The following is a 26,546-nucleotide window of genomic DNA, read 5'->3' as shown; positions in this document are numbered from 1 at the left end:
GAATTTTGTGTGTGGCTTGATAGAACCAGGCTTACATAGTACTTGACCACGCTCTACTTCATCACGCTTAGTACCACGTAGTAGTGCACCGATGTTCTCACCCGCACGACCTTCGTCTAGAAGCTTACGGAACATTTCAACACCTGTACAAGTTGTCTTCGTAGTTTCTTTAATACCTACGATTTCTACTTCGTCGTTCACGTTGATGATACCAGCTTCTACACGGCCTGTTACTACTGTACCACGACCCTGGATTGAGAATACGTCTTCGATAGGCATGATGAATGGCTTATCGATGTCACGCTCTGGCTCTGGGATGTAAGAATCTAGTGCTTCTGCAAGCTCAATGATCTTCGCTTCCCACTGCTCTTCGCCTTCTAGTGCTTTTAGCGCTGAACCTTGGATTAGTGGTAGGTCATCACCTGGGAAGTCGTACTCAGAAAGTAGTTCACGAACTTCCATCTCTACTAGCTCTAGTAGCTCTTCGTCGTCAACCATGTCACATTTGTTCATGAATACGATGATGTAAGGTACACCAACCTGACGAGAAAGTAGGATGTGCTCACGTGTTTGAGGCATAGGACCGTCAGTAGCAGCAACTACTAGGATCGCGCCGTCCATCTGTGCAGCACCAGTGATCATGTTTTTAACATAGTCAGCGTGTCCTGGACAGTCTACGTGTGCATAGTGACGAGTTGGTGTGTCATACTCAACGTGTGAAGTTGAGATTGTGATACCACGCTCACGCTCTTCTGGAGCGTTATCGATTGATGCGAAGTCTTTTGCTGTACCACCGTATACTTTTGCAAGTACGTTAGTGATTACTGCAGTTAGTGTAGTTTTACCGTGGTCAACGTGGCCGATAGTACCAACGTTTACGTGCGGTTTTACGCGTTCAAACTTTTCTTTTGCCATTTTCAAATTTCCTATAAAGAAATTAAAGTCCAGCCCTAAGACCGGACCGAACTAAAATTACTTAACAGCGCGAGCTGCAATTATTGCATCAGCTACGTTTTTAGCCGCTTCAGCATACTTTAGGAATTCCATAGAGTACGATGCGCGCCCTTGTGTAGCGGAGCGTAAGTCTGTTGCATAACCAAACATTTCAGAAAGCGGGACCTGAGCATTAATTTGCTTCGAGCCACCAAATGCTTCTTCCATGCCTTCAATTATGCCACGACGACGATTTAAGTCGCCTACTACATCACCCATGTTTTCTTCAGGGGTGATTACTTCTACTTTCATGACAGGCTCAAGTAGAACCGGACTTGCTTCTAGCGCGCCCTTTCTAAAGCCCATCGAACCTGCGATCTTAAACGCCATCTCGTTTGAGTCAACATCGTGGAACGAGCCATCAAACAGGGTAGCTTTAACACCCAATAGCGGATAACCGGCAAGAACACCTTGCTTCATCTGCTCTTGAATACCTTTATCAACCGCTGGGATATACTCTTTTGGTACTGTACCACCTACGATTTCGTTAACGAATTCGTATATTGGCGCATCATCATCAGAGACATCCATTGGTTCTAGCTTCAACCAAACGTGACCATATTGACCACGACCACCAGATTGACGCACAAACTTACCTTCAGCTTCAACAGAAGCTCGGATAGTTTCGCGGTATGCAACCTGAGGCTTACCAACGTTACACACAACGTTAAACTCACGCTTCATGCGATCGACAATGATATCTAAGTGAAGTTCACCCATACCAGAGATAATCGTCTGACCAGATTCTTCGTCCGTTTCTACACGGAATGAAGGATCTTCTGCTGCAAGTTTACCAAGCGCAACGCCCATTTTTTCTTGGTCAGCTACTGTTTTAGGTTCTACTGCGACTGAGATTACAGGCTCAGGGAACTCCATACGTTCTAACGTAATTGGGGCATCTTGAGCACAAAGTGTATCACCAGTAGTTACATCTTTTAGGCCGATAGCAGCCGCGATGTCACCCGCATGAACTTCTTTAATCTCTTCACGCGAGTTAGAGTGCATTTGAACAATACGTCCAAAACGCTCTTTTTTACCTTTAACAGGATTTAGTACCGAATCACCTTGGCTAACTTTACCAGAGTAAACTCGGAAGAAAGTAAGTGTGCCAACGAATGGATCGGTTGCGATCTTAAATGCAAGCGCCGCAAACGGTGCATCATCGTCAGCTTCACGCGTATCTTCGGATTCGTCTTCTAAGACACCTTGGATAGCTTTTACTTCAGTAGGCGAAGGCATGAATTCAATCACAGCGTCAAGCACAGCCTGAACACCTTTGTTCTTGAATGCACTACCTGTCGTCATTGGCACAATTTCATTGGCCAATGTGCGTTGGCGAAGGGCTGATTTAATCTCTTCTTCGCTCAACTCACCATCTTCAAGATATTTTTCCATTAGCTCTTCAGAAGCTTCTGCAGCGCTCTCAATTAGATGAGAACGCCATTCTTCAGCAAGCTCAAGAAGATCTGCAGGGACCTCTTCATAGTTGAAAGTCATCCCCTGGTCTTCTTCATTCCAGTTAATCGCTTTCATCTTGATAAGGTCAATAACACCTTTAAATTCATCTTCAGCACCAATTGGTAGCTGAATAGGCACAGGTGTAGCACCGAGACGTTTTTTAACTTGTTCAACAACAGACAAGAAATTAGCACCCGTACGATCCATCTTATTGACGAAAATCATACGTGGTACTTCGTATTTATTTGCCTGACGCCAAACGGTCTCAGTTTGCGGTTGCACACCTGATGAAGCACATAACACAACAACAGCACCATCAAGTACGCGCAATGAACGCTCTACTTCGATAGTAAAATCTACGTGTCCTGGAGTATCGATGATGTTTACACGATGCTCATCAAACTGAGCATCCATCCCTTTCCAGAAACACGTCGTTGCAGCAGAAGTGATCGTGATACCACGCTCTTGCTCCTGCTCCATCCAGTCCATAGTTGCGGCACCGTCATGTACCTCACCAATCTTATGAGAAAGACCAGTATAGAAAAGTACGCGCTCGGTCGTAGTTGTTTTACCCGCATCTACGTGAGCACATATACCAATGTTACGGTAGCGCTCAATCGGAGTTGTCCGTGCCATAATATCCTCTTAAAGGGTGTTAGCAGATTACCAACGGTAGTGAGCGAATGCTTTGTTCGCTTCAGCCATACGGTGAACGTCTTCACGTTTCTTAACCGCAGTGCCTTTGTTTTCAGCAGCGTCGATCATCTCTTGAGCAAGACGAAGACCCATTGATTTTTCGCCACGCTTACGTGCAGCTTCAACCAACCAACGCATACCTAGTGCGTTACGACGCACTGGACGTACTTCAACTGGTACTTGGTACGTTGAACCACCAACACGGCGAGATTTAACCTCTACCTGTGGGCGAACGTTATCAAGTGCAGATTCAAAGATTTCTAGGTGCGACTTGCCTGATTTTTCAGCAGCCACGTCTAGCGCACCATATACGATTTTTTCAGCAGTAGATTTCTTGCCGTCAAGCATTACTACGTTAACGAATTTAGCAAGAAGCTCTGATCCGAACTTCGGATCTGGAAGAATTTTACGTTGACCTATTACGCGTCTTCTAGGCATTTTCTTTCTCCGGTATCTTCAGGTCCGTGCTAAACACGGATTCCCAAAACAATATATAAAAATTTAAAACTTAAGTGCTTGGCCTTACTAACGGAGAACCATTAGCCCTTAGGACGTTTTGCACCGTACTTAGAACGAGCCTGTCTACGGTCGTTTACGCCTGCACAGTCAAGTGCACCACGAACAGTGTGGAAACGCACACCTGGTAAGTCTTTAACACGACCACCACGGATTAGGATTACACTGTGCTCTTGTAGGTTGTGACCTTCACCACCAATGTATGAAGTTACTTCGAAACCGTTAGTTAAACGTACATGCGCTACTTTACGTAATGCAGAGTTTGGTTTCTTAGGTGTTGTTGTATATACACGAGTACATACACCACGCTTTTGTGGACAAGCTTTAAGAGCAGCAGAGTTGCTCTTTGTAACCTTGCTACGACGTGGCTTACGCACTAGCTGGTTAATAGTTGCCATTAAATAGCTCCTGAATTAATAAATTACTACTGAAAAATAAAATCTTACCATTTAGGTCAAATCCAATTTTCTTGAACGACTAAAATGGGTGGCCGAATTTTAATGACCAAAGTTTAACCTGTCAACCAAAAGTCGTCATCAGCGCTAAGTAAATGCATGCAATTCGGATGGTTTTGTCTGCGAAGCTATTGAAAGTTAACAAAAGTTAGCGATTGCATTGAAAAACCTTTGTTGCAGTATACATATTGATGTGACGCTTTGATGGCAATTCGACCGGCGAGTTAAAAAGGCATAAAAAAACCGCTGTATTCACACAGCGGCTTTTCAATTAATTCGCTAAATGGCGAGGATTACTCGTTGCCACCTAGTAGATCAGCGTTTAGTGCGTCCGTTAGCGCTTGAGTTGCCTCTTCAGCACTTACTGTTTACTCTTCAACAGCTGCTTCACCTTGCTTACGACGGTTGATGCGCTCTTCATGGTATGCGAAACCTGTACCCGCTGGGATCAAACGACCCACGATTACGTTTTCTTTCAGACCACGTAACTCATCGCTCTTACCGTTAACCGCAGCTTCGGTTAGAACACGTGTTGTTTCCTGGAACGATGCCGCAGAAATAAACGATTCAGTCGCAAGTGACGCTTTAGTAATACCCATTAGTTGGATTTCAAACTTAGCTGGGATCTTACCTTGCATTTCTAGTTCACGGTTAGCGATGTTTACACGTGCAACTTCAGCTTGCTCGCCTACTAGGAATTCACTGTCACCACCATCAAGGATGATACACTTACGAAGCATCTGACGAACGATAGTCTCAATGTGCTTATCGTTAATCTTTACGCCCTGTAGACGGTATACTTCTTGTACTTCGTTAGTGATGTAGTTAGATACATCAGTAACACCACGTAGACGTAGGATGTCGTGCGGAGACTCTGGACCATCGGCGATTACTTCACCTTTAGCCACTTGCTCACCTTCGAACACGTTAAGCTGACGCCATTTCGGGATCATCTCTTCGTATGCATCACCCTCTTCCGGTGTGATCACAAGACGTTTCTTACCTTTAGTCTCTTTACCGAAGCTAACGGTACCTGTGATTTCTGCAAGAATTGCAGGATCTTTTGGCTTACGCGCTTCGAATAGGTCAGCAACTCGAGGTAGACCACCCGTGATGTCACGAGTCTTCGAACCTTCTTGTGGAATACGAGCCAGTACCGAACCAGGTAGTACTGTTGCACCATCTGTGATTTCAATCGTTGTGAATGAAGGTAGACGGATCTCTTGAAGACCACGTTCTTCGTTCTCAATGATTAGTTTAGGCTCTTTCGCGTTTACTTTCGCAAGATCCTTAACAACCACACGTGTTAGACCAGTTAATTCATCAGTCTGTGCTTCAGTGTTTGAATCATCGATATCGCTGAACGATACTTTTGACTCATGTTCAATGATGATTGGGTGGCTATGCGGGTCCCAAGTAGCAACAATGTCGTTACCTTTAACGTCAGCACCATCTTGTACAGTTAATACTGCACCGTAAGGAACTTTATAACGCTCTTTCTCACGACCGTGCTCATCGATTATCGTGATCTCAGTTGAACGAGACGTGATAACGATTTTGCCATCAGCATTGATTACAAACTTCGCATTGTGAAGTTTCAGATTACCATTGTTCTTAACTTGAACACTGTTCTCTGCAGAAGCTCGTGATGCCGCACCACCGATGTGGAATGTACGCATCGTAAGCTGTGTACCCGGCTCACCGATTGACTGTGCCGCGATTACACCAACTGCTTCACCAGGGTTGATGATGTGGCCACGTGCCAAGTCACGACCATAACAGTGTGCACACACACCAAAGTCGTTTTGACAGGTGATTACAGAACGTACTTTAACTTCGTCTACTGAGTGCTCTTCTAGAAGGTCACACAGTTTTTCGTCAATCATTACGTTACGTGCAACAAGTACTTCAGTGGTACCTGGCTTACATACATCTTCAGCAACAACACGACCTAATACGCGCTCACGAAGCGGCTCTACAACGTCACCACCTTCAATTAGCGGCTTCATTACTAGACCTTCTTCGGTACCACAGTCTGATTCATTGATAACCAAATCTTGTGCTACGTCTACTAGACGACGAGTTAGGTAACCCGAGTTCGCTGTCTTAAGTGCCGTATCCGCTAGACCCTTACGCGCACCGTGCGTCGAGATAAAGTACTGTAGTACGTTTAGACCTTCACGGAAGTTCGCTGTAATTGGCGTTTCGATGATTGAACCATCTGGACGTGCCATTAGACCACGCATACCCGCTAGCTGACGGATCTGAGCAGCACTACCACGAGCGCCTGAGTCTGCCATCATAAACACTGAGTTAAATGACGGTTGCTCTTCTTCGTTGCCTTCAGCGTTGATAACCGTTTCTTTTGAAAGGTTAGCCATCATCTCGCGAGAAAGGTTTTCGTTTACACGTGACCAGATATCGATAACTTTGTTGTATTTCTCACCGGCAGTTACAAGACCTGATTGGAACTGTTGGTTGATTTCTGCAACTTCAGCTTCCGCACGATCGATGATCTCACCTTTAGTTGGTGGGATTACCATGTCATTGATACCGATAGAAACACCTGACTTCATCGCGTAGTGGAAACCGGTATACATCACTTGGTCAGCAAAGATAACTGTATCTTTAAGACCTAGACGACGGTAACACTCATTAAGAAGACCAGAAATTTGTTTCTTACCCAGTGGTTTGTTGATCAGTTCAAACGGCAAGCCTTCAGGGATATTCAATGAAAGGATTGCACGACCTACTGTCGTATCTACTAGGTGAGTTAACGTGCCGCGCTCACGTGTTTCTTCGTCGATAGTCACTTCTGTGATACGCACTTTAACACGAGCGTGAAGCTCAGCAGCACCTACACGGTATGCTTTTTCAGCTTCTTTAGCATCTTTAAATACTAAACCTTCACCTTTACCGTTGATACGATCGCGAGTCATGTAGTAAAGACCTAGTACAACGTCCTGTGAAGGAACGATGATTGGTTCACCGTTAGCTGGTGCTAGGATGTTGTTGGTAGACATCATCAATGCACGCGCTTCCAACTGCGCTTCAAGCGTCAGTGGTACGTGAACAGCCATTTGGTCACCATCGAAGTCAGCGTTATACGCCGCACACACTAGCGGGTGTAGGTGAATCGCTTTACCTTCGATAAGTACAGGTTCGAATGCTTGGATACCTAGACGGTGAAGTGTTGGCGCACGGTTAAGTAAAACCGGGTGCTCACGGATAACTTCGTCTAGTACATCCCAAACCTCTGGTACTTCACGCTCAACCATCTTCTTCGCAGCTTTGATGGTTGTCGCCATACCACGGCGCTCTAGTTTACCGTAGATAAATGGCTTGAATAGCTCAAGTGCCATCTTCTTAGGTAGACCACACTGATGTAGTTTCAGCGTAGGACCAACGGTGATAACAGAACGGCCTGAGTAGTCAACACGCTTACCTAGAAGGTTTTGACGGAAACGACCTTGCTTACCTTTGATCATGTCAGCAAGCGACTTCAGTGGACGCTTGTTAGAACCCGTAATTGCACGGCCACGACGACCATTATCAAGTAGCGCATCAACCGCTTCTTGAAGCATACGCTTTTCGTTACGTACGATGATGTCTGGTGCAGCTAGGTCTAGAAGACGCTTCAAACGGTTGTTACGGTTGATCACACGACGGTAAAGGTCGTTCAGATCTGAAGTCGCAAAGCGACCGCCGTCTAGTGGTACTAGTGGACGTAGATCTGGTGGAAGAACCGGTAGCACGCTCATTACCATCCACTCAGGGTTGTTACCTGATTGGTGGAACGCTTCCATTAGTTTAAGGCGCTTAGTGATTTTCTTACGCTTAGTTTCAGAGTTGATTGTTGGCAACTCTTCACGCATTTCAGCGATTAACTGACCAAGGTCTAGGTCACGAAGTAGATCAAGTACAGCTTCTGCACCCATCTTCGCTTCGAACTCATCACCGTGCTCTTCAAGTGCATCTAGGTATTCTTCTTCACCTAGTAGCTGACCGCGCTCAAGCGTAGTCATACCTGGCTCAGTAACCACGAATGATTCGAAATAAAGTACGCGCTCGATATCACGAAGCGTCATGTCTAGCATTAGGCCGATACGTGACGGAAGTGATTTCAAGAACCAAATATGCGCAACTGGGCTAGCCAGCTCGATGTGACCCATACGGTCACGACGTACTTTTGTTAGCGTTACTTCAACGCCACACTTTTCACAGATAACACCACGGTGCTTCAAGCGCTTGTATTTACCACACAAACACTCGTAATCTTTTACTGGGCCGAAGATACGGGCACAGAATAAGCCATCACGCTCAGGCTTGAAAGTACGGTAGTTGATTGTCTCAGGTTTCTTTACTTCACCGTAAGACCATGAACGCACCATGTCTGGCGAAGCAAGACCAATGCGAATTGCATCGAATTCTTCGGTCTTATTTTGTTGCTTCAGAAACTTAAGTAAGTCTTTCACCTTAGCTCTCCTGTCGGAGGTTAATCTTGAGGGCAAGCCATGCTTGCCCCTACATTCTTTTCAGTCCGGTTGCAGTTATGCAACGCCGCAGCGCACTGCGGCGGTCGGATTAAATTTCTTCCAACTCGATGTTGATACCTAGCGAGCGGATTTCTTTCAACAGTACGTTGAACGACTCAGGCATACCCGGTTCCATCTTGTGGTTACCGTCTACGATGTTCTTATACATCTTAGTACGACCGTTAACGTCATCCGACTTCACTGTCAACATTTCTTGTAGCGTGTAGGCAGCACCGTATGCTTCTAGTGCCCATACCTCCATCTCACCGAAACGCTGACCACCGAACTGTGCCTTACCACCCAGCGGCTGCTGAGTAACTAGGCTGTAAGAACCTGTTGAACGCGCGTGCATCTTGTCATCAACAAGGTGGTTCAGTTTCAGCATGTACATGTAGCCTACTGCTACTTGACGCTCAAATGCATCACCAGTACGACCATCATATAACGTTACCTGACCACTTCTTGGATAACCACCAAGCTCTAGCATGTCTTTGATTTCAGCTTCACGTGCACCATCAAATGCTGGTGTTGCGATTGGAAGACCACCTTTAAGGTTATCTGCCAAGCGACGGATTTCATCATCAGAGAAGTTAGCAATATCTACTTTCTGACGGCAGTCACCGATTTCGTAAGCTTTCTTGATGAATTCGCGTAGCTCGTGAATTTCACGTTGCTCTTTCATCATTTCTTCAAGACGTTCACCGATACCACGAGCAGCTAGACCCATGTGAGTTTCTAGGATCTGACCGATGTTCATACGAGATGGTACACCCAGTGGGTTAAGTACGATATCTACAGTACGACCTTTATCATCGTAAGGCATGTCTTCAACAGGAACGATAGTTGAGATTACACCCTTGTTACCGTGACGACCCGCCATCTTATCACCAGGTTGGATACGACGTTTAACAGCTAGGTATACTTTAACAATCTTAAGTACGCCAGGCGCTAGGTCATCACCTTGAGTGATCTTACGACGCTTGTTCTCGAAACGCTTATCGTAGTCAGCTTTAAGCTCGTCATACTGTGCAGCTAGTTGCTCAAGCTCTGCTTGATGCTCTTCATCAGCAAGGCTTTGTGTTAGTAGCTTCTCAGTGTTAAAGCCAGCAAGCTGTTCTTCACTCATACCTGATTTAATCAGTAGGTTACGAGCGTGAGTCAGGATACCGCCTTCAAGGATTCTGAACTCTTCGTTGAAGTCTTTCTTCGCTTCGCGAAGCTGCATATCTTCAACTTCTAGTGCACGTTTGTCTTTTTCAACACCATCACGCGTAAACACTTGTACGTCGATAACCGTACCAGATACAGAGTTAGGTACACGTAGTGAGCTGTCTTTAACATCAGACGCTTTTTCACCGAAGATAGCACGTAGTAGCTTTTCTTCAGGTGTTAGCTGCGTTTCACCTTTAGGCGTTACTTTACCTACAAGGATGTCGCCGCCTTTCACTTCAGCACCGATATATACAACGCCTGATTCGTCAAGCTTACCTAGTGCAGACTCACCTACGTTTGGAATATCCGCAGTGATTTCTTCTGGACCAAGCTTAGTATCACGAGCAATACACTGAAGCTCTTGAATGTGGATAGTCGTTAGACGATCTTCTTTTACAACATTCTCTGAAAGTAGGATTGAATCCTCGAAGTTGTAACCATTCCGAGGCATGAACGCTACGCGTAGGTTCTGACCAAGTGCTAAGTCACCTAGGTCTGTTGAAGGACCATCAGCAAGCACGTCACCACGTACCACCGGCTCACCAACCATACAAGTTGGTTTCTGGTTGATACACGTGTTTTGGTTTGAACGTGTGTACTTAGTTAAGTTATAGATGTCGATGCCCGCTTCACCTTGGATGCGCTCATCTTCATTAACGTTAACAACAATACGGCTCGCATCAGCATACTTAACGATACCGCCACGCTTAGCAACGATTGTTACACCAGAGTCCTTCGCTAGTGTACGCTCAATACCAGTACCAACTAGCGGCTTATCAGCACGTAGTGTAGGTACAGCTTGACGTTGCATGTTCGATCCCATCAATGCGCGGTTCGCGTCATCGTGTTCTAGGAATGGGATAAGCGCTGCAGCCACAGAGATTACCTGCTGTGGAGATACGTCCATATACTGAATGCTGTCGCTTGGCATAAAGGTTGATTCACCTTTAAAACGACATGGAATCAATTCTTCAGCAAATTGGTTGTCATCAGTTAGCGTTGTATTCGCCTGTGTGATAACGAACTGACCTTCTTCTATTGCTGATAGGTAATCAACATCGTCAGTAACGATACCGTCTACTACTTTGCGGTATGGAGTCTCTAAGAAACCATAGTCGTTTGTATGCGCGTAAGTAGATAGCGAGTTGATTAGACCGATGTTTGGACCTTCAGGCGTTTCGATAGGACAAACACGACCGTAGTGCGTTACGTGTACGTCACGTACTTCGAAGCCAGCACGCTCACGAGTTAGACCACCCGGACCTAATGCAGAAATACGACGCTTGTGCGTTACTTCTGAAAGCGGGTTGTTCTGGTCCATAAATTGTGAAAGCTGTGAAGAACCAAAGAATTCTTTTACTGCTGCAGAGATTGGCTTAGCGTTGATCAAATCCTGTGGCATAACGTTATCTAGGTCACCAAGACTTAGACGCTCACGTACTGCACGTTCAACACGTACAAGACCTACACGGAATTGGTTTTCAGCCATTTCACCTACAGAACGGATACGACGGTTACCTAAGTGGTCGATGTCATCAACATCGCCTTTACCGTTACGGATGTCGATCAATACCTTCATCACGCTCACGATATCTTCTTTAGATAGCGTACCGTTACCCTCATCTGAATCATAACCAACACGGCTATTGAACTTCATACGACCAACCGTTGAAAGGTCGTAGCGCTCTTCAGAGAAGAATAGGTTATCAAATAACGCTTCTGCAGCTTCTTTTGTTGGTGGCTCACCAGGGCGCATCATGCGATAGATTTCTACCAATGCTTCTAGGCGATTGTTAGTAGAATCAACACGTAATGTCTCTGACATGTACGCACCGCTGTCTACTTCGTTGATGTAAAGCGTATCGATCTTTGAGTGACCCGCTTTCACCAATTCAGCCATAAGCTCTAGTGATAGTTCAGTGTTCGCTTCTGCAATCACTTCGCCTGTTGATTCGTCGATATAGTTTTTAGCAACAACACGACCGATGATGTACTCATGCGGTACTTCAAGAGTGTCGATGCCTTGCTTTTCGATGCTCTTAATGTGGCGTGCAGTAATACGACGGCCTTTTTCAACCAATACGTCACCGTTTGCATCTTTAATATCAAATGCAGCGGTTTCACCACGTAGGCGTGAAGGCACAAGTTCCATCAACACTTTGCCATCTTTTACTTCGAAACTTGTCGTTTCAAAGAATAGTGCCAAGATTTCTTCTGAAGTGAACTCTAGTGCACGTAAGATGATAGATGCTGGTAGTTTACGGCGACGGTCAATACGAACGTAAAGGTTATCTTTAACGTCGAATTCAAAGTCAAGCCATGAACCACGGTAAGGGATCACACGTGCGTTATATAACACTTTACCAGATGAGTGTGATTTACCACGGTCGTTATCAAAGAATACACCAGGTGAACGGTGTAGCTGAGAAACGATAACACGCTCAGTACCATTGATTACAAAAGTACCGGTGTCTGTCATGAGCGGGATTTCGCCCATGTAAACTTCTTGCTCTTTTATGTCTTTGACTGTGCCAGGTGCATCTTTGTCCATTAGCACAAGACGTAGTTTAACGCGAAGTGGAGCAGAATATGTCACACCGCGAATTTGACATTCTTTAACGTCAAATACTGGCTCGCCAATACGATAACTGACGTATTGAAGTTCAGAGTTGCCCGAGTAGCTCTTGATAGGGAATACAGAACGGAAAGCAGCTTCCAATCCAGTATCGCCATCGGCATCAGGCGCAATGAACTTATCGAACGATTCCAACTGCATTTGCAGTAGGAAAGGTATGTCCAAAACCTGTGGACGTTTACCAAAATCCTTACGGATACGTTTCTTTTCAGAATAAGAGTAAGCCATGGGGTTCCTCAGCTTGCTGATCTTTGACCCAACCTGTCCAAAATTGAACAGACTTCACTGGCATCTAAGCCATGATAACAACATCTAAATTGTCACACTAACTTGCTTAACTAACGGCTTAAATGAGCACAATTCAGGCTATATTCAAATCGTTAATGTCATCAAATCAGTGTTACTTCAAATGCCATTGCGATTTTCAACAAAAACTTCTAAGTTATTGAAAATTACAGTGAAATTCGAAGATTTATGCACGATAGAAATGCATATCTCTATAGCGCAAAAGGGCCGGTGATTAAATAATCACCAGCCCTTGCCTGATTTCTCAGGCAGCGAACCTAGCGGGAGCTAGATTACTTGATCTCAACTTGAGCACCAGCTTCTTCAAGATCTTTCTTAAGAGCTTCAGCTTCTTCCTTAGATACACCTTCTTTGATAGGTGCAGGAGCAGACTCAACTAGAGCTTTAGCTTCTTTAAGGCCTAGACCTGTTGCGCCACGTACCGCTTTGATTGCAGCAACTTTGTTACCGCCAGCAGCAGCTAGGATTACGTCGAACTCAGTCTTTTCTTCAGCAGCTTCAGCAGGACCAGCAGCAACAACAGCAGCAGCTGCAGTTACACCGAACTTCTCTTCCATAGCTTCAACTAGTTCAACAACTTCCATTACTGACATTTCAGCAATAGCGTCAAGGATTTGGTCTTTAGTTACAGACATTTCAAATTTCCTAATTATTTACGAACCCATGCGGTTCAAAAAATTTATTAAAGAAAGGAGCGTTGCTTAGATTAAGCAGCTTGCTCAGCTTTCTGTACACGTACCGCTTCAATTGTTTTACACAATTTGCCAGCAGACGCTTCTTTCATAGCGCTCATTAAGCGTGCAACAGCTTCGTCGTAAGTAGGTAGCTTAGCAAGCATATCTACGTCAACGATTTTGCCTTCGAATGCAGCAGTTTTAAGCTCAAATGCTTCGTTCTTTTTCGCGAAATCTGCAAAGATACGCGCAGCAGCACCAGGGTGCTCTGAAGAGAAAGCGATTAGGCTTGGACCAACTAGTGATTCATTAAGGCATTCGTAATCAGTGCCTTCAACCGCACGTCTAGCTAGGGTGTTACGAACAACTTTCATCCATACACCAGCTTCACGAGCTTCTTTACGAAGAGCAGTGATTGCACCTACTGTTACACCACGAGAATCAGCAACAACTGCTGAAAGAGCACCTTTGGCAGCTTCGTTGACTTCAGCAACAATTGCTTTTTTGTCTTGAAGATTTAAAGCCATGGGTGTTACTCCTGGTTTATAGAAAAACAAACATGTTTTTCAGTTCTACTCTACCCTGCTAAAAACTTTAGCAGAGATGCTTTTTACGGCGAGAGCCAGAAGATTAGGAAAATCTAGCTGGGATTCACACCGTCTACGTAGGACGATTAAGGCCGAAGCCACCTACGGTCTTGGACGGAAGCGCAATTTATCGATTCATTGTAGACCATGATGGAAACAATTTTCGAAATTATGCGCTTCAACCCGAATTCTTTGCTTTGTAAAGAAGTACACTTCTCTACAAAATGGCGCAAAATTATAGTCTAATTTTTACGCCATGTAAACGCTAAACTCTAAATTATACTACTTGAGTATTTAGAGTAGCTTGGTCTAAAGCAACACCAGCACCCATCGTAGTAGAGATGCTTACTTTCTTCACGAAAGTACCTTTTGCAGTAGAAGGCTTAGCCTTCTTAAGCGCGATGATTAGCGCTTCAAGGTTTTCTTGAAGTTGGTTAGCGTCAAAGTCTACTTTACCGATAGTAGTGTGGATGATACCGTTCTTATCGTTACGGTAACGAACCTGACCAGCTTTAGCGTTCTTAACAGCTTCTGCAACGTTAGGCGTTACAGTACCTGTCTTAGGGTTAGGCATAAGACCACGTGGACCTAGGATTTGACCTAGTTGACCAACAACGCGCATTGCATCTGGAGAAGCAACAACAACGTCAAAGTTCATTTCGCCTTTTTTAACTTGCTCTGCAAGGTCTTCCATACCTACTAAATCAGCACCAGCTTCTTTAGCAGCTTCAGCATTTGCACCTTGAGTGAATACCGCTACGCGTACATCACGACCAGTACCGTGAGGTAGTACAGTTGCACCACGTACGTTTTGGTCAGATTTACGAGCATCGATACCTAGGTTTACAGCAACGTCAACACTTTCAACGAACTTAGCAGTAGCAAGTTCTTTTAGAAGAGCAACAGCTTCGTTGATTTCGTACTCTTTAGTCGCATCCACTTTCTCGCGGATAGTACGCATACGCTTAGTTAATTTAGCCATTCTCAATTACTCCTCTACGTTCAAGCCCATTGCACGTGCAGAACCTGCAATCGTGCGTACAGCTGCGTCCATATCAGCAGCAGTAAGATCTGGACGTTTCGTCTCAACGATCTCTTCAAGTTGAGCACGAGTAACTGTACCAACTTTTTCAGTGTTAGGACGACCAGAACCAGACTTGATACCAGCAGCCTTTTTAAGAAGGTATGCCGCAGGTGGAGTCTTCATTTCAAAAGTGAAAGAACGGTCACTGTAAACAGAAATAACAACAGGAACAGGTGCGCCTTTTTCGATAGACTCTGTACGTGCGTTGAACGCTTTACAGAATTCCATGATGTTTACACCGTGTTGACCTAGTGCAGGACCTACTGGAGGACTAGGGTTAGCCATACCAGCAGCAACTTGTAGCTTGATTAGAGCTTCAACTTTCTTAGCCATGATAATACCTCAATTGTGGGTCTTTGCCTCGTGCGCGCGAGGACGCGTACTCAAACGGCTTCCCAGTTAAAAAATTCAGTCTTTTTGCCGCATATTTTTGCGTACAACAAAAAGGCCGCTGATTATAGATTAATCAGCGGCCTTTGACAACTTTTTCAAGTTAGAATTTATTTGTCTTTCTCAACCTGACCAAATTCTAGGTCTACAGGCGTTGAACGACCGAAAATAAGTACCGATACTTTCAGGCGACTCTTTTCGTAATCCACTTCTTCAACCACACCGTTGAAGTCAGCAAATGGACCATCTGTAACACGAACCACTTCACCCGGCTCAAATAAAGTAGCAGGTTTCGGTGCTTCAGCATTTTCTTGCAGACGGTTAAGAATACGATCCGCTTCTTTTTGACTGATTGGTGCTGGACGGTCTGACGTACCACCAACAAAGCCCATTACACGCGGTGTGCTATTCACCAAGTGCCAAGACGCATCGTCCATTACCATTTGAACTAATACATAGCCAGGGAAGAATTTACGCTCAGATTTACGTTTCTGACCTGCACGCATTTCAACCACTTCTTCAGTCGGCACAAGGATCTCACCGAATAGGTCTTCTAACCCTTCGATTTTAATATGCTCGATAATGGTTTGTGCTACGCGTTTTTCAAAACCTGAAAACGCTTGGATCACGTACCAACGTAATTTCTTTTCTTTGTTCTCATCCGACATGGGATCAGATCTCCAATCCAGTTAAAAAGCCTACTGCACGGAAAAGTATACCATCTAATCCCCATAGGATTAATGCCATAATCACCGTTGCAATGATCACGATGAAAGTAGTGTGAGTCGCTTCCTGACGCGTTGGCCAGATAACTTTACGTACTTCAATACGTGATTCTTTAGCAAAAGCGATAAAGGTACGGCCTTTTTCAGTCGTTACCAAAATGCCCAAAGCCGCAGCGATAGCTGCAACTACGCCAACAGCGCGTACTAAAACAGATAAATCGGCATATAGATAATTACCAACTACGGCACCAGTTAGAAGTGCAATAGCAGCTAGCCACTTTACCGTGTCCATCGAGCTCGACGAGTTTTCAACATTAGTGCTCATAATCAATTTTACCTTAAATACAGACACAACAACCCTGCATAGAACAGGGTAAATCCATTCAATCCAAATTTACAAATAAGCGACTTAAGTGGTTTTGGGTCACGTTATTTTAAATGTGGACTTGTTGCTGAATTGGCAGGGGCGGCAGGACTCGAACCCGCAACCATCGGTTTTGGAGACCGCTGTTCTACCAATTGGAACTACGCCCCTGCAAAGTGGATGCCCATTATACTGACGAAGCAAACGAAAACAAGTGTAAAAGATATGCAAAGTAACATTTAATCTAAACTTGGTTTTGCGACGTCTTCAGAAAAGACGCAATAAATCTCCGTGATAAAAATCACAAAGCACCCAAACTTGCTCAAATGGGTGACAATCAGGGATCTCCCAAGTGGCTTTTAAGCGCTTAAAATCGTCAAGATGATAAATGGGGCTGGCGTTTCGAATTAACAACCAAACACGTTGTGAATCATAGTGTTTTTTGGCTTTTTGATTGAGCAGCCGCTGCAAACCGATACTCAGTTGATCGGAGTCAGCGGCTTGGCTCATTACAGCCAGCTCTCTTTGCGTGGAGAGAGATAGCGGACGCCCAAGCACAGCCATCGCTTCTTTCTCACTGGCATAAAAATGGGCTATTTCGATATCAAGCTGTGTTTTTCCCTGATAACAACTGACATCCGGTTTATTGGGCTCATTGTGCCAAATATGGCGCATATGCACTGCAAACTGCTTTTCATAACTGCGTAAAAACAGTTTAGCCGCGTCATGCTCAAGTTTTATCTTTTCTGCTTCACTCGCTCTGTCCATTCACAACCACTGCTACATCACTCAATAGGCTTGAAGCACCGAATCTAAAATTCTTGGCATTGAGCCACTCGGCCCCCATAATTTCTTCGGCCAATCGTAAATATCGCTGCGCTTCTACTACTGACTTTACTCCACCGGCCGCTTTAAATCCAACCGATTTACCACTGCTTTTGATTGTCTTAAGGATAACTTCAGCCGCTTCTGGTGTAGCATTGACAGCAACCTTTCCTGTACTTGTTTTAACAAAGTCCGCGCCCGCCATAATGGCAAGCTGCGCGGCCTCCGCAATGAGCTTTGGTTTGGCCAATACGCCACTTTCAATGATGACCTTGAGCTTTGCTTTACCTTGACAAGCAAGCTTGCTTGAATGCACATATTGCCAAGGTGTATCTGGATCACCCGCCATCAGCTGCTGATAAGGAAGCACGAGATCAATTTCGTCGGCACCATCTGCGATTGCTAAATGAGTTTGTGCAACGACCTGCTGGAGCTTTTGCTCTCCCGATGGGAAGTTGGTCACCGTTGCTACTTTTATCTGCGACCACTCACGCTTTTCCAACTCTTCTTTTACTAACGTCACAAACTGCGGATACACACAAATAGCCGCTGGTAGTCCAATATCAGGGTTAATGCTATTCAATAACGCGAGAATACTTGCCGGCGTATCGTCCTCTTTCAAAGAGGTCAAATCCATTAAACTCAGCGACAACCGAGCATCAGATTGTAAAGTCATTACCGTGTTCCTTTTCATTCTATGTAATAAGCCTAGGGCCTGTTTATCTTTCAAGTTTGTTTTTGCGGCGGCTTGATTGGTATTTATACAAGGCAGAGCCTGCGTAGCATAGTCGTTCTATGTGAGTCAGGCGATAACACAGTAGAAATGCCAATCAAGTGCTGCCCTTTGGGTTCACCTGAGTGCGCTTTGTTCATTGTTGCTCCACTTTTGCCTAGATTACTAGGCGGCAAATCGAGCGCCGCGACCAAAACCCACTCAGGAGAACAAAAATCAAACAGCAAAGGTCAACAGGCCCTAGTTAAATGCATACAGCAGCACCAACAATAGGACAAATGTCCGCATACAATTACCTGTCGGATACGGTTTTTACTATTGTTCATTAAATGAATATCTCATAACCAAACACTATAATCGTCAAATCACAGCAAAAACTTAAGCTAACCCCATGAAATATAAAGAAAGTAAGATTTAACCGCTTTCTTTATAACTTTTGGTTATATTGAGTCGGTTTAAATTATTTTTTCCCACATTTGCAACTCTATATGCTGCGCTCTATTACTGATATCAATCAATATTGATATCAACCATCGTGATGTTTAGCAGAGGTTATCGTGCAATACTTGCCAATTTTTACCAAACTAGAAAATAAACCTGTATTGATTGTAGGTGGTGGTGAGGTTGCGCTGAGAAAGTGCCGCGCCTTTTTAAAAGCCAATGCAGCAGTCACTTTGGTTTCACCTGAGTTTTGCACTGAGCTTTTATCACTAGCAGCCGATGCAAGCGTTGCACTTCGATATAAGCCATTTGATGCATCAGACCTAGACAATGCTATGTTAGTCGTTGCGGCAACGGATATTGAAGCCGTAAATGCAGAGGTGGCAGAGCTTGCTGAAGCGCGAAACCTTTTCGTTAACGTAGTCGACGACCAACCAAAGTGTAATTTTATTTTTCCGTCAATCGTGGATAGAAACCCTATAACGATTGCCATATCCAGTGCTGGAACTGCCCCCGTCCTTGCAAGACGGTTACGAGAGAAGTTAGAAACCCTTATTCCACAGCATATTGGTCCGCTGGCAACGCTTGTTGGTCAATTCAGACACAAAGCGAAAGCGCGTTTTAAACACTTTGCTGACCGCCGTCAGTTTTGGGAATCCGTCTTTGATTCAAATGTGGTAAGTGAAGTACAAGCTGGTAACAATGAAAATGCACAAATTCAACTTGAAGCCATGCTAGAAAGCACTCCTTCACCCGAAGGCGAAGTTTATGTCGTCGGTGCAGGTCCTGGCGACCCAGAGCTACTAACGCTTAAAGCATTACAACTAATGCAACAAGCCGATGTTGTGGTTTATGACTACCTCGTTTCAAACGAAATTATGGATCTTGTACGTCGTGACGCTGATTTAATCTGCGTGGGCAAAAAAGCCGGTAATCATAGTGTTAAACAAGAACACACCAACGAGATTTTGGTTGATTTAGCCAAACAAGGTAAAAAGGTTTGTAGAATAAAAGGCGGCGACCCATTTATTTACGGTCGCGGTGGCGAAGAAGTTCAGGTATTAGCCGAGAATAACGTGAAATATCAAATTGTTCCTGGCATTACTGCAGCAGCAGGATGTAGCGCATACGCTGGTATCCCATTAACCCATAGAGATCATGCTCAAGCTATTCAATTTGTGACTGGGCATTGCAAACAAGATGGACAAGAACTTGACTGGGAAGGCTTAGCTAAGGCGAATCAAACGCTTGCTGTATATATGGGAGTGATTAAATCGCCGCACATTCAGGCGCAATTAATCACTCATGGGCGCTCGCCGAGTACACCTGTAGCAATTGTTGAGAATGGCACGCGCAAATCTCAGCGTGTAGTAAGAACACAATTAGATCAACTTGCACAGACTATTACTGCGCATGATATTCAGTCGCCAGCACTATTGATTATTGGTGAAGTAGCAGCATTACATGAGCAATTAGCTTGGTTTAATAAGAACAATCAAATCAGTAGCTTTGCTCAACCCATTACGCAAGTCGCGTAATAACCGTCACAGATAGTTAAATTTATAAGTAGGACATTAATCATGGCTTTAACCCATCTCCAGCAACTCGAAGCTGAGAGCATAAAGATCATCCGAGAGGTTGCCGCAGAGTTTGAAAACCCGGTAATGCTGTACTCGATTGGTAAAGACTCGTCGGTACTGCTTCATCTTGCTCGTAAGGCTTTCTACCCTGCGAAGATCCCTTTTCCTCTACTCCACGTTGATACCAATTGGAAATTTAGAGAAATGATCGAGTTTCGCGATAGATTAGCAAAAGAGTATGGATTTGAACTGCTTGTGCACAAAAACCCAGAAGGGCTAGAGATGAACATAAGTCCATTTGTTCATGGTTCATCTAAGCATACCGATATCATGAAAACACAAGGCCTTAAGCAAGCGCTAGATCAATATGGTTTTGATGCGGCTTTTGGTGGTGCCCGCCGTGATGAAGAAAAATCTCGCGCAAAAGAAAGAGTTTACTCATTTAGAGATAAACACCATCGCTGGGATCCTAAAAACCAACGTCCGGAGTTATGGAATACGTATAATGGTCAAGTGAACCCTGGCGAAAGCATTCGAGTTTTCCCATTATCAAACTGGACAGAGCTCGATATTTGGCAATATATCTACCAAGAAGGTATTGAGATAGTGCCACTTTACCTCTCGAAGCCAAGACCGGTTGTCGAGCGTAACGGAACGTTAATTATGGTCGATGATGACCGTATGCCACTTGCAGAAGGTGAAGTGCCTGAAATGAAATCAGTACGCTTCAGAACGCTAGGCTGTTACCCACTAACGGGGGCTGTTGAATCAGAAGCCGATACACTTACCGGAATTATCGAAGAAATGTTGTTATCTACGTCGTCAGAACGTGAAGGACGAGTGATTGATCACGATTCGTCAGGGTCAATGGAGAAGAAAAAGCGCGAGGGGTATTTCTAATGTCAACAGCAAATGAAGTGAAAGAATTAGGCATTGAAACCTACTTAGCACGTCAGCAAGACAAGAGTTTGTTGCGCATGATGACCTGCGGCAGCGTAGATGACGGTAAATCAACGCTGATCGGCCGTTTGCTGCACGATAGCCATCAAATCTATGAAGACCAATTAGCTGCGCTACACAAAGACAATGAAAAAGTCGGCAATGCGGGTGAAGATCTAGATTTAGCGTTACTTGTTGATGGCTTACAAGCAGAGCGTGAGCAAGGTATTACCATTGATGTGGCTTACCGCTATTTCTCAACTGCGAAGCGTAAATTTATTATTGCCGATACGCCAGGACACGAGCAATACACACGTAATATGGTTACGGGTGCTTCGACCAGTGATTTGGCCATTATTCTTGTCGATGCCCGTTATGGTGTCCAAGTTCAGACAAAACGCCATAGCTTTATCTGTGATTCACTGGGTATCAAACAGTTCGTTGTCGCGATAAACAAGATGGATATTGTTGACTTTGATGAGGCCGTATTTGAGCGCATAAAGGCCGACTATTTGAAGTTTGCTGAGCAACTGAACGTACGAGATATTCGCTTTGTGCCAATGTCAGCACTTAAAGGCGACAATGTTGTAAACCGCTCAGAAAAAACGCCTTATTATCAAGACAAACCATTGCTGGAACTGCTGGAAGATTCTCCAGCAGCAGAGCCTAATCATGGTTTTGAAGCGCGATTCCCGGTGCAATATGTGGTGCGTCCTAATCTAGACTTTCGTGGTTTCCAAGGCACATTAACCTCTGGTAGCTTAAGCGTTGGCCAAGCGGTTAAAGTATTGCCATCAGGTAAAACTTCAACCATTAAAGAACTCGTGACTTTTGATGGCAATCTAACTCAAGTGGAAACCGGACAAGCATTCACTATCACCCTAGCAGATGAAGTCGATGTGAGTCGTGGCGACGTGATAGTGCCTGTAGAGTCGACTGCTCAGGTGACGAATCAGATCACTGCTAAGCTGGTATGGATGCACGAAACACCACTACAATTGGGTAAAAGTTATAACCTTAAATTGGGTAGCAAGAAAACCGCGGCAATCGTGAAAAATATCGAGCACACTATCGATGTGAATACACTTGAGCACGGCCAAGCCGATTCATTGTCATTAAATGAAATTGCTATCGTGACCATCGAGCTGACAGAAAATGTCGTTGCGGATGATTATTTAAATAATCGTGAAACTGGCTCGTTTATCTTAATTGATCGCCTATCAAACCTAACCATAGGTGCGGGTATGGTGGAAACGGTTGAAGCAGCAACAGCAACGTCCTCAAGTCAGTTTAGTGAATTTGAGATTGAGTTTAATGCATTAGTTCGCAAGCACTTCCCTCATTGGCAAGCGCTTGATATTTCGAAGCTAAAATAATGCAATTTAGCCTGTTAGTCGAGGTATGACGTCATTATGGAACAAGTCATTTTAACAGGCATTATGCTAGCGTTAGTGGTGTGTCTTTTTGCCACACGTATTAACGCTGCATGGCTTTTCACAGGTGCAATCGCCACCAGTTATTTGACTGGCCTCATCGATCTTGAATCGATGTTGGTGAATTATGCGAATCCGTCTTTAATCACACTTGTGCTACTTATCCTAGCTTCTATTGCGATTGAAAAAACAACCTTAGTCAAAAAACTCGCCCACTCAATGGCACAAGGTAGTCTCGCAAAAGCGGTGATTAAACTGGGTTTATCCACCGCCTTTTTGTCTTCTTTTACTAATAACACGGCGGTGGTTGCTTCGCTTATCACCACCGTTAAAGAGAGCAAAACACATGCGCCTTCTAAGCTGTTATTACCGCTTTCTTATACCGCTATTTTAGGTGGTACGTTAACGCTGATAGGAACTTCTACTAATCTTATTGTTAATGGCTTTGCCGTAGAAGCAGGAATGGCGCCGCTGGGCTTTTTTGATTTTACCTTAGTTGGTCTCGCCGTCCTTAGCGTTGGTTTATTGACCATCACGATTATGCTCAAATATTTGCCCGACAACGGCAAAAATAATGATGAGGTCGTGCCGTTCTATTTAGAAGGAAAAGTTGAGCCAAGCTCCAAGCTAGTTGGTCGCACGGTTGAAGAAAACGGCCTGCGCGACCTCAAAGACTTATTTCTTGCTGAAATCATTCGTGGTGAACGACGGATCTGTGCCGTTACGCCACAACAAGAAATTCTAGCTGGTGATGTTCTGCTATTTGTGGGCGACATCAACTCAGTGCCGCTGTTACAGCGTTTCGATGGATTAAAGATAGTCCATGATAAACACGAGAAAGACGTTGAGCACTTGGTGGAAGTGGTCGTCAGTCAGTCTTCGCGCTTTCTTGGCAAGACCATTAAAGAGATCCGCTTTAGGGAGCAGTTTCATGCCGCTATTATTGCGATACGTCGTGGTCATGATCGCCTGCAAGGTGGGATAGGTCAGGTCGAATTACAAGCGGGCGACTCTTTAATACTTGCCCCAAGCAGCGATTTTTATGCACTCCCCAATCTCAAACGCGAATTTGTGTATATTTCAGGCTTAGATTTACAAACACATCTATCTCGCAATAAGTCCAACACGGTACTTGCGAGTTTTGCGACAGTGGTTGGCCTTAGCATCTTTGGAGTTGTACCGCTGGTAAAAGGATTAATCGTTTTACTTGCCGCCCTTGTGGTGCTCGGTACAATTAAAGTCCCAGAGATGAAGCGCCGCTTTCCTATTGAGCTTGTCGCTATTGTTGGCAGTGCGATAGGGCTGGCTAAGTTAATGATTGAAACCGGACTAGCGGCAGAGATTTCCTCGAGCTTATTGTGGTTGTTAGGGGATTTTGGTCCTTACGGCGCATTTATCGCCATTTTTGTGATGACTGTGATATTTACCGAGCTCATCACTAACAATGCCGCGGCAGCACTTTCATTCCCAGTGGCTTATGCGCTGGCAAGTGGCTTTGATGTAAATCCACTACCCTTTGTAATGGCGGTAGCCTTTGGCGCATCCGCGAGCTTTATCTCACCTTTTGGCTATCAAACTAACCTCATGGTGTATAGCGCAGGCAACTATCGAATTCGTGATTACGTCACCATGGGACTGCCCTTGTCATTGATTTATTCAGCGACGGTACTGACTGTTATTCCATTTGTCTTTCCATTTTAATAGAGCAAAGTATGGACGAAAATATTGTTTGGCATAACTATGCCGTAGATAAAACAAAACGTAGCGAATTAAAAGGTCATAAGCCTTGCGTGCTTTGGTTTACAGGCTTTTCAGGTTCAGGCAAAAGCACAGTGGCCAATGCACTTGAGCATGCACTGCAAGCTAAAGGCATACATACCTACCTCCTTGATGGCGATAATGTCAGGCATGGACTGTGTAAAGACTTAGGGTTCAGCGATGAAGACCGCGTCGAAAACATTCGTCGAGTGGGTGAACTCAGCAAACTCATGGTCGATGCAGGACTAATGGTACTCACTGCTTTTATCTCTCCTTTTCAAGCAGAACGAGACATGGTGCGTAACTTAGTCGCAAGCGGCGAGTTTATTGAAGTATATCTCGATACGCCGCTTGCAATTTGCGAGCAACGAGACCCTAAAGGTTTGTATAAAAAAGCGCGTGCTGGAGAAATAAAACATTTTACTGGCATAGATTCGGCGTATGAGCCCCCAATTAGTCCAGAAATATGTTTAAATACTTCCGAGCAGTCGCTGGAAGAATCTGTCCAGCAGCTAATACACTATCTACTGTCAAAAAATTTAATAGGGTAAGTCATGAATCATACGGATCTGCTGGAAGAAGTATTAAATCTGAGTATTCGCGCTGGTGAAGCGATTATGGAGATTTATGCCAAGGACTTTAATGTTGAATATAAAGAAGATGAAAGTCCCGTCACTGAGGCAGATCTCGCTGCACATAAAATTATTGTTGCAGGCCTTAAAACCCTCACTCCCGAAATGCCGATATTAAGCGAAGAAAGCGCAGGAATAGATTGGCAAGAGCGCCAACAATGGCAAGAATATTGGCTGGTTGACCCCATTGATGGCACTAAGGAATTCATCAAGAAAAATGGCGAATTTACGGTAAATATTGCACTTATTAATAACGGTGAACCCATTCTTGGTGTTGTTCATGCTCCAGCACTTAATGAAAGCTACCTTGCAGAAAAAAGTATTGGCGCGTTCAAGCAAACGGGTGAAGCTCGCATAGAGCTCAAAGTCACCACAAAGCCCAATCAAGGTTTAATCAAAGTAGTTGGCTCGCGCTCACATCCTTCACCAGATTTAGCCGAGTACCTTACCCGCTTCGAGCAAGTCGACATGGTGCCTAAAGGCAGTTCACTTAAGTTATGTTTAGTAGCCGAAAGTAAAGCCGATGTTTACCCTCGTCTTGGCCCAACTTCAGAGTGGGATACCGGGGCCGGACACGCGGTGGCGAGTATCGCTGGGGCAAAGGTCAGCCAAGTGAATGGCGAGCCTCTGCGCTATAATCAAAAAGCCGAGTATCTTAACCCCTATTTTGTGGTTTCTAGGTTGGAAGACTAAGCTAGAAGGTGGTAATACCGTAAACTAATTCACGTAAAACCAGTCGAATTAACGCTCGACTGGTTTATTTGCGGCGCGAGTTAGGACTTTATCGTATACGCTTTTTAAAACTGCTCTTGGCGTTTCAAGCAAAAATGTCTCTTTTACTAACTGCTCTAGCTGAGCAAAGCTCTCCACTTTAGTTTCAGTAACACTGCCATCGCATTCATGCCATTCGAAATAACTCTGATTACGCAGTAAATAACGGTGGCAATCTGTAATTCGAGAGACCACTAAGTTATTCACAAACGCCGCTTCAGGATGTTGATGGGAATAAAAGTGTGCCACTTCACAATCGGATTCGAACACTTCAGCAAGGTCGACATGATATAAAGTAAGCGGTGCTTCTCCTTCCTCTAACAGAGTCACTTTGACTGTGTCTGCTGTCTTTTGTACCTGATAAGTCTGCCGACCTTGGATAGTTAAGGCCTGATTAATGTTAATCGGTACACGAGGCGACTTCACTCCAAATCCTACATCAACCAAGTACCGCTCACCATCCAAATTAAGCAATGTCATCCGGTGAGAACGAGGATTGGAGGAGCTACCATTTAGCATTACTCTCGCAAGAACCGGCCTTACTGTAAACCCAAGCTGTTGCAGCGCTAAAAATGCCACCTTGTTATGCTCAAAGCAGTAGCCACCTTGTTTGTTGGTCACTAAACGGCTAAATAGTGGTAATGGGTCAAGCAACAGACGCTCACCATACATGGCATTAATACTTGAGAAGGCGTAGCGAGAAAGGTGTTTTTGTTGTAACTCGGTGACCAGCTCAATCCCAGCAAAGTGCTGTAACGATAAGCTGCTAAGATATTGATTGATATTCGCTTCTAATTCCATGAC

21 protein-coding genes, 1 tRNA gene and 1 pseudogene (1 of these 23 cut by a window edge) are annotated in these 26,546 nt (G+C 44.6%); 7 read left to right on the top strand and 16 right to left on the bottom strand.

Annotated elements, in window-relative coordinates; all coding sequences use genetic code 11:
• The 15 genes and pseudogenes from tuf to deoC form a co-directional block, all read right to left on the bottom strand.
• On the bottom strand, window positions 1-915 hold the 5' portion of the coding sequence (gene tuf, locus PPIS_RS16780; protein WP_096040887.1) for an elongation factor Tu. 270 nt of this gene lie to the left of the window's left edge; only the first 915 of its 1,185 coding nucleotides appear in the window; it begins with the start codon at window positions 913-915; its stop codon lies off the left edge, out of view.
• A 57-nt stretch (window positions 916-972) separates the two neighbouring features.
• On the bottom strand, window positions 973-3,087 hold the full coding sequence (gene fusA, locus PPIS_RS16775; RefSeq protein ID WP_010376217.1) for an elongation factor G: 2,115 nt from the start codon (window positions 3,085-3,087) through the stop codon (window positions 973-975).
• A gap of 27 nt (window positions 3,088-3,114) precedes the next feature.
• Window positions 3,115-3,585 (bottom strand): 30S ribosomal protein S7, encoded by a 471-nt coding sequence (rpsG, locus tag PPIS_RS16770; protein ID WP_010376219.1) that lies wholly within the window; start codon window positions 3,583-3,585, stop codon window positions 3,115-3,117.
• 101 nt (window positions 3,586-3,686) lie between these two features.
• Window positions 3,687-4,061, bottom strand: a complete 375-nt coding sequence (gene rpsL / locus PPIS_RS16765) for a 30S ribosomal protein S12 (protein ID WP_010376221.1) — start codon at window positions 4,059-4,061, stop codon at window positions 3,687-3,689.
• 350 nt (window positions 4,062-4,411) lie between these two features.
• A pseudogene (gene rpoC, locus PPIS_RS16760) lies at window positions 4,412-8,593 on the bottom strand (DNA-directed RNA polymerase subunit beta').
• 109 nt (window positions 8,594-8,702) lie between these two features.
• Window positions 8,703-12,728, bottom strand: coding sequence for a DNA-directed RNA polymerase subunit beta (gene rpoB, locus PPIS_RS16755; RefSeq protein ID WP_010376225.1), 4,026 nt, complete (start codon window positions 12,726-12,728; stop codon window positions 8,703-8,705).
• 350 nt (window positions 12,729-13,078) lie between these two features.
• On the bottom strand, window positions 13,079-13,441 hold the full coding sequence (rplL, locus tag PPIS_RS16750; RefSeq protein WP_010376226.1) for a 50S ribosomal protein L7/L12: 363 nt from the start codon (window positions 13,439-13,441) through the stop codon (window positions 13,079-13,081).
• A 71-nt stretch (window positions 13,442-13,512) separates the two neighbouring features.
• Complete coding sequence (rplJ, locus tag PPIS_RS16745) at window positions 13,513-14,007, bottom strand: 50S ribosomal protein L10 (RefSeq protein WP_010376227.1); 495 nt, start codon at window positions 14,005-14,007, stop codon at window positions 13,513-13,515.
• Window positions 14,008-14,344: 337 nt separating this feature from the next.
• On the bottom strand, window positions 14,345-15,049 hold the full coding sequence (gene rplA, locus PPIS_RS16740) for a 50S ribosomal protein L1 (RefSeq protein ID WP_010376228.1): 705 nt from the start codon (window positions 15,047-15,049) through the stop codon (window positions 14,345-14,347).
• A 6-nt stretch (window positions 15,050-15,055) separates the two neighbouring features.
• The gene (gene rplK / locus PPIS_RS16735; RefSeq protein ID WP_010376229.1) at window positions 15,056-15,484 is read right to left on the bottom strand and encodes a 50S ribosomal protein L11; all 429 of its coding nucleotides are present in this window, start codon (window positions 15,482-15,484) and stop codon (window positions 15,056-15,058) included.
• Window positions 15,485-15,651: 167 nt separating this feature from the next.
• The gene (gene nusG / locus PPIS_RS16730) at window positions 15,652-16,209 is read right to left on the bottom strand and encodes a transcription termination/antitermination protein NusG (protein ID WP_010376230.1); all 558 of its coding nucleotides are present in this window, start codon (window positions 16,207-16,209) and stop codon (window positions 15,652-15,654) included.
• 4 nt (window positions 16,210-16,213) lie between these two features.
• Complete coding sequence (secE, locus tag PPIS_RS16725) at window positions 16,214-16,591, bottom strand: preprotein translocase subunit SecE (RefSeq protein ID WP_010376231.1); 378 nt, start codon at window positions 16,589-16,591, stop codon at window positions 16,214-16,216.
• A gap of 133 nt (window positions 16,592-16,724) precedes the next feature.
• A tRNA-Trp gene (locus PPIS_RS16720) sits at window positions 16,725-16,801 on the bottom strand.
• A 96-nt stretch (window positions 16,802-16,897) separates the two neighbouring features.
• Window positions 16,898-17,398: a hypothetical protein gene (locus PPIS_RS16715; protein ID WP_010376232.1), complete on the bottom strand. Its 501-nt coding sequence runs from the start codon at window positions 17,396-17,398 to the stop codon at window positions 16,898-16,900.
• The gene (deoC, locus tag PPIS_RS16710) at window positions 17,382-18,131 is read right to left on the bottom strand and encodes a deoxyribose-phosphate aldolase (protein WP_010376233.1); all 750 of its coding nucleotides are present in this window, start codon (window positions 18,129-18,131) and stop codon (window positions 17,382-17,384) included. Before deoC ends, PPIS_RS16715 begins: the two co-directional genes overlap by 17 nt.
• Before the next feature lie 147 nt (window positions 18,132-18,278).
• Here deoC and PPIS_RS25430 point away from each other — a divergent pair, with 147 nt between their 5' ends.
• From PPIS_RS25430 to cysQ, 7 genes are all read left to right on the top strand, one after another.
• Entirely contained in the window at window positions 18,279-18,461 is a 183-nt protein-coding gene (locus tag PPIS_RS25430; RefSeq protein WP_081629159.1) for a hypothetical protein, read from the top strand.
• A 284-nt stretch (window positions 18,462-18,745) separates the two neighbouring features.
• The gene (gene cysG / locus PPIS_RS16700; RefSeq protein ID WP_010376234.1) at window positions 18,746-20,167 is read left to right on the top strand and encodes a siroheme synthase CysG; all 1,422 of its coding nucleotides are present in this window, start codon (window positions 18,746-18,748) and stop codon (window positions 20,165-20,167) included.
• Window positions 20,168-20,209: 42 nt separating this feature from the next.
• Window positions 20,210-21,109 carry a sulfate adenylyltransferase subunit CysD gene (cysD, locus tag PPIS_RS16695; protein ID WP_010376235.1) on the top strand — a complete coding sequence of 300 codons (900 nt, stop codon included), beginning with the start codon at window positions 20,210-20,212 and terminating at the stop codon, window positions 21,107-21,109.
• A complete protein-coding gene (gene cysN / locus PPIS_RS16690; RefSeq protein WP_010376236.1) occupies window positions 21,109-22,524 on the top strand; it encodes a sulfate adenylyltransferase subunit CysN in 1,416 nt (471 codons plus the stop codon). Before cysD ends, cysN begins: the two co-directional genes overlap by 1 nt.
• Window positions 22,525-22,557: 33 nt before the next feature.
• Window positions 22,558-24,282, top strand: a complete 1,725-nt coding sequence (locus tag PPIS_RS16685) for an SLC13 family permease (RefSeq protein WP_026345610.1) — start codon at window positions 22,558-22,560, stop codon at window positions 24,280-24,282.
• An 11-nt stretch (window positions 24,283-24,293) separates the two neighbouring features.
• On the top strand, window positions 24,294-24,890 hold the full coding sequence (gene cysC, locus PPIS_RS16680) for an adenylyl-sulfate kinase (RefSeq protein WP_010376239.1): 597 nt from the start codon (window positions 24,294-24,296) through the stop codon (window positions 24,888-24,890).
• Between the two features lie 3 nt (window positions 24,891-24,893).
• A complete protein-coding gene (cysQ, locus tag PPIS_RS16675; RefSeq protein ID WP_010376240.1) occupies window positions 24,894-25,664 on the top strand; it encodes a 3'(2'),5'-bisphosphate nucleotidase CysQ in 771 nt (256 codons plus the stop codon).
• Between the two features lie 48 nt (window positions 25,665-25,712).
• Here cysQ and PPIS_RS16670 read toward each other — a convergent pair whose 3' ends face one another.
• A complete protein-coding gene (locus PPIS_RS16670; protein ID WP_010376242.1) occupies window positions 25,713-26,543 on the bottom strand; it encodes an arylamine N-acetyltransferase family protein in 831 nt (276 codons plus the stop codon).
• Window positions 26,544-26,546: the final 3 nt, after the last annotated feature.

This window comes from Pseudoalteromonas piscicida (assembly GCF_000238315.3).
GTDB classification, from domain to species: Bacteria; Pseudomonadota; Gammaproteobacteria; order Enterobacterales; family Alteromonadaceae; genus Pseudoalteromonas; species Pseudoalteromonas piscicida.
The sequence above is the reverse complement of the archived record's forward strand: the minus strand, read 5'-3'. Positions and strand labels throughout refer to the sequence as shown.

Bases quoted from the DNA above. Each gene is read 5' to 3' on its own strand.
- fusA (WP_010376217.1), bottom strand. From the start codon at position 3,087: ATGGCACGGACAACTCCGATTGAGCGCTACCGTAACATTGGTATATGT.
- rpsG (WP_010376219.1), bottom strand. From the start codon at position 3,585: ATGCCTAGAAGACGCGTAATAGGTCAACGTAAAATTCTTCCAGATCCG.
- rpsL (WP_010376221.1), bottom strand. From the start codon at position 4,061: ATGGCAACTATTAACCAGCTAGTGCGTAAGCCACGTCGTAGCAAGGTT.
- rpoB (WP_010376225.1), bottom strand. From the start codon at position 12,728: ATGGCTTACTCTTATTCTGAAAAGAAACGTATCCGTAAGGATTTTGGT.
- rplL (WP_010376226.1), bottom strand. From the start codon at position 13,441: ATGTCTGTAACTAAAGACCAAATCCTTGACGCTATTGCTGAAATGTCA.
- rplJ (WP_010376227.1), bottom strand. From the start codon at position 14,007: ATGGCTTTAAATCTTCAAGACAAAAAAGCAATTGTTGCTGAAGTCAAC.
- rplA (WP_010376228.1), bottom strand. From the start codon at position 15,049: ATGGCTAAATTAACTAAGCGTATGCGTACTATCCGCGAGAAAGTGGAT.
- rplK (WP_010376229.1), bottom strand. From the start codon at position 15,484: ATGGCTAAGAAAGTTGAAGCTCTAATCAAGCTACAAGTTGCTGCTGGT.
- nusG (WP_010376230.1), bottom strand. From the start codon at position 16,209: ATGTCGGATGAGAACAAAGAAAAGAAATTACGTTGGTACGTGATCCAA.
- secE (WP_010376231.1), bottom strand. From the start codon at position 16,591: ATGAGCACTAATGTTGAAAACTCGTCGAGCTCGATGGACACGGTAAAG.
- PPIS_RS16715 (WP_010376232.1), bottom strand. From the start codon at position 17,398: ATGGACAGAGCGAGTGAAGCAGAAAAGATAAAACTTGAGCATGACGCG.
- deoC (WP_010376233.1), bottom strand. From the start codon at position 18,131: ATGACTTTACAATCTGATGCTCGGTTGTCGCTGAGTTTAATGGATTTG.
- PPIS_RS25430 (WP_081629159.1), top strand. From the start codon at position 18,279: ATGCCAATCAAGTGCTGCCCTTTGGGTTCACCTGAGTGCGCTTTGTTC.
- cysD (WP_010376235.1), top strand. From the start codon at position 20,210: ATGGCTTTAACCCATCTCCAGCAACTCGAAGCTGAGAGCATAAAGATC.
- cysN (WP_010376236.1), top strand. From the start codon at position 21,109: ATGTCAACAGCAAATGAAGTGAAAGAATTAGGCATTGAAACCTACTTA.
- cysC (WP_010376239.1), top strand. From the start codon at position 24,294: ATGGACGAAAATATTGTTTGGCATAACTATGCCGTAGATAAAACAAAA.
- cysQ (WP_010376240.1), top strand. From the start codon at position 24,894: ATGAATCATACGGATCTGCTGGAAGAAGTATTAAATCTGAGTATTCGC.
- PPIS_RS16670 (WP_010376242.1), bottom strand. From the start codon at position 26,543: ATGGAATTAGAAGCGAATATCAATCAATATCTTAGCAGCTTATCGTTA.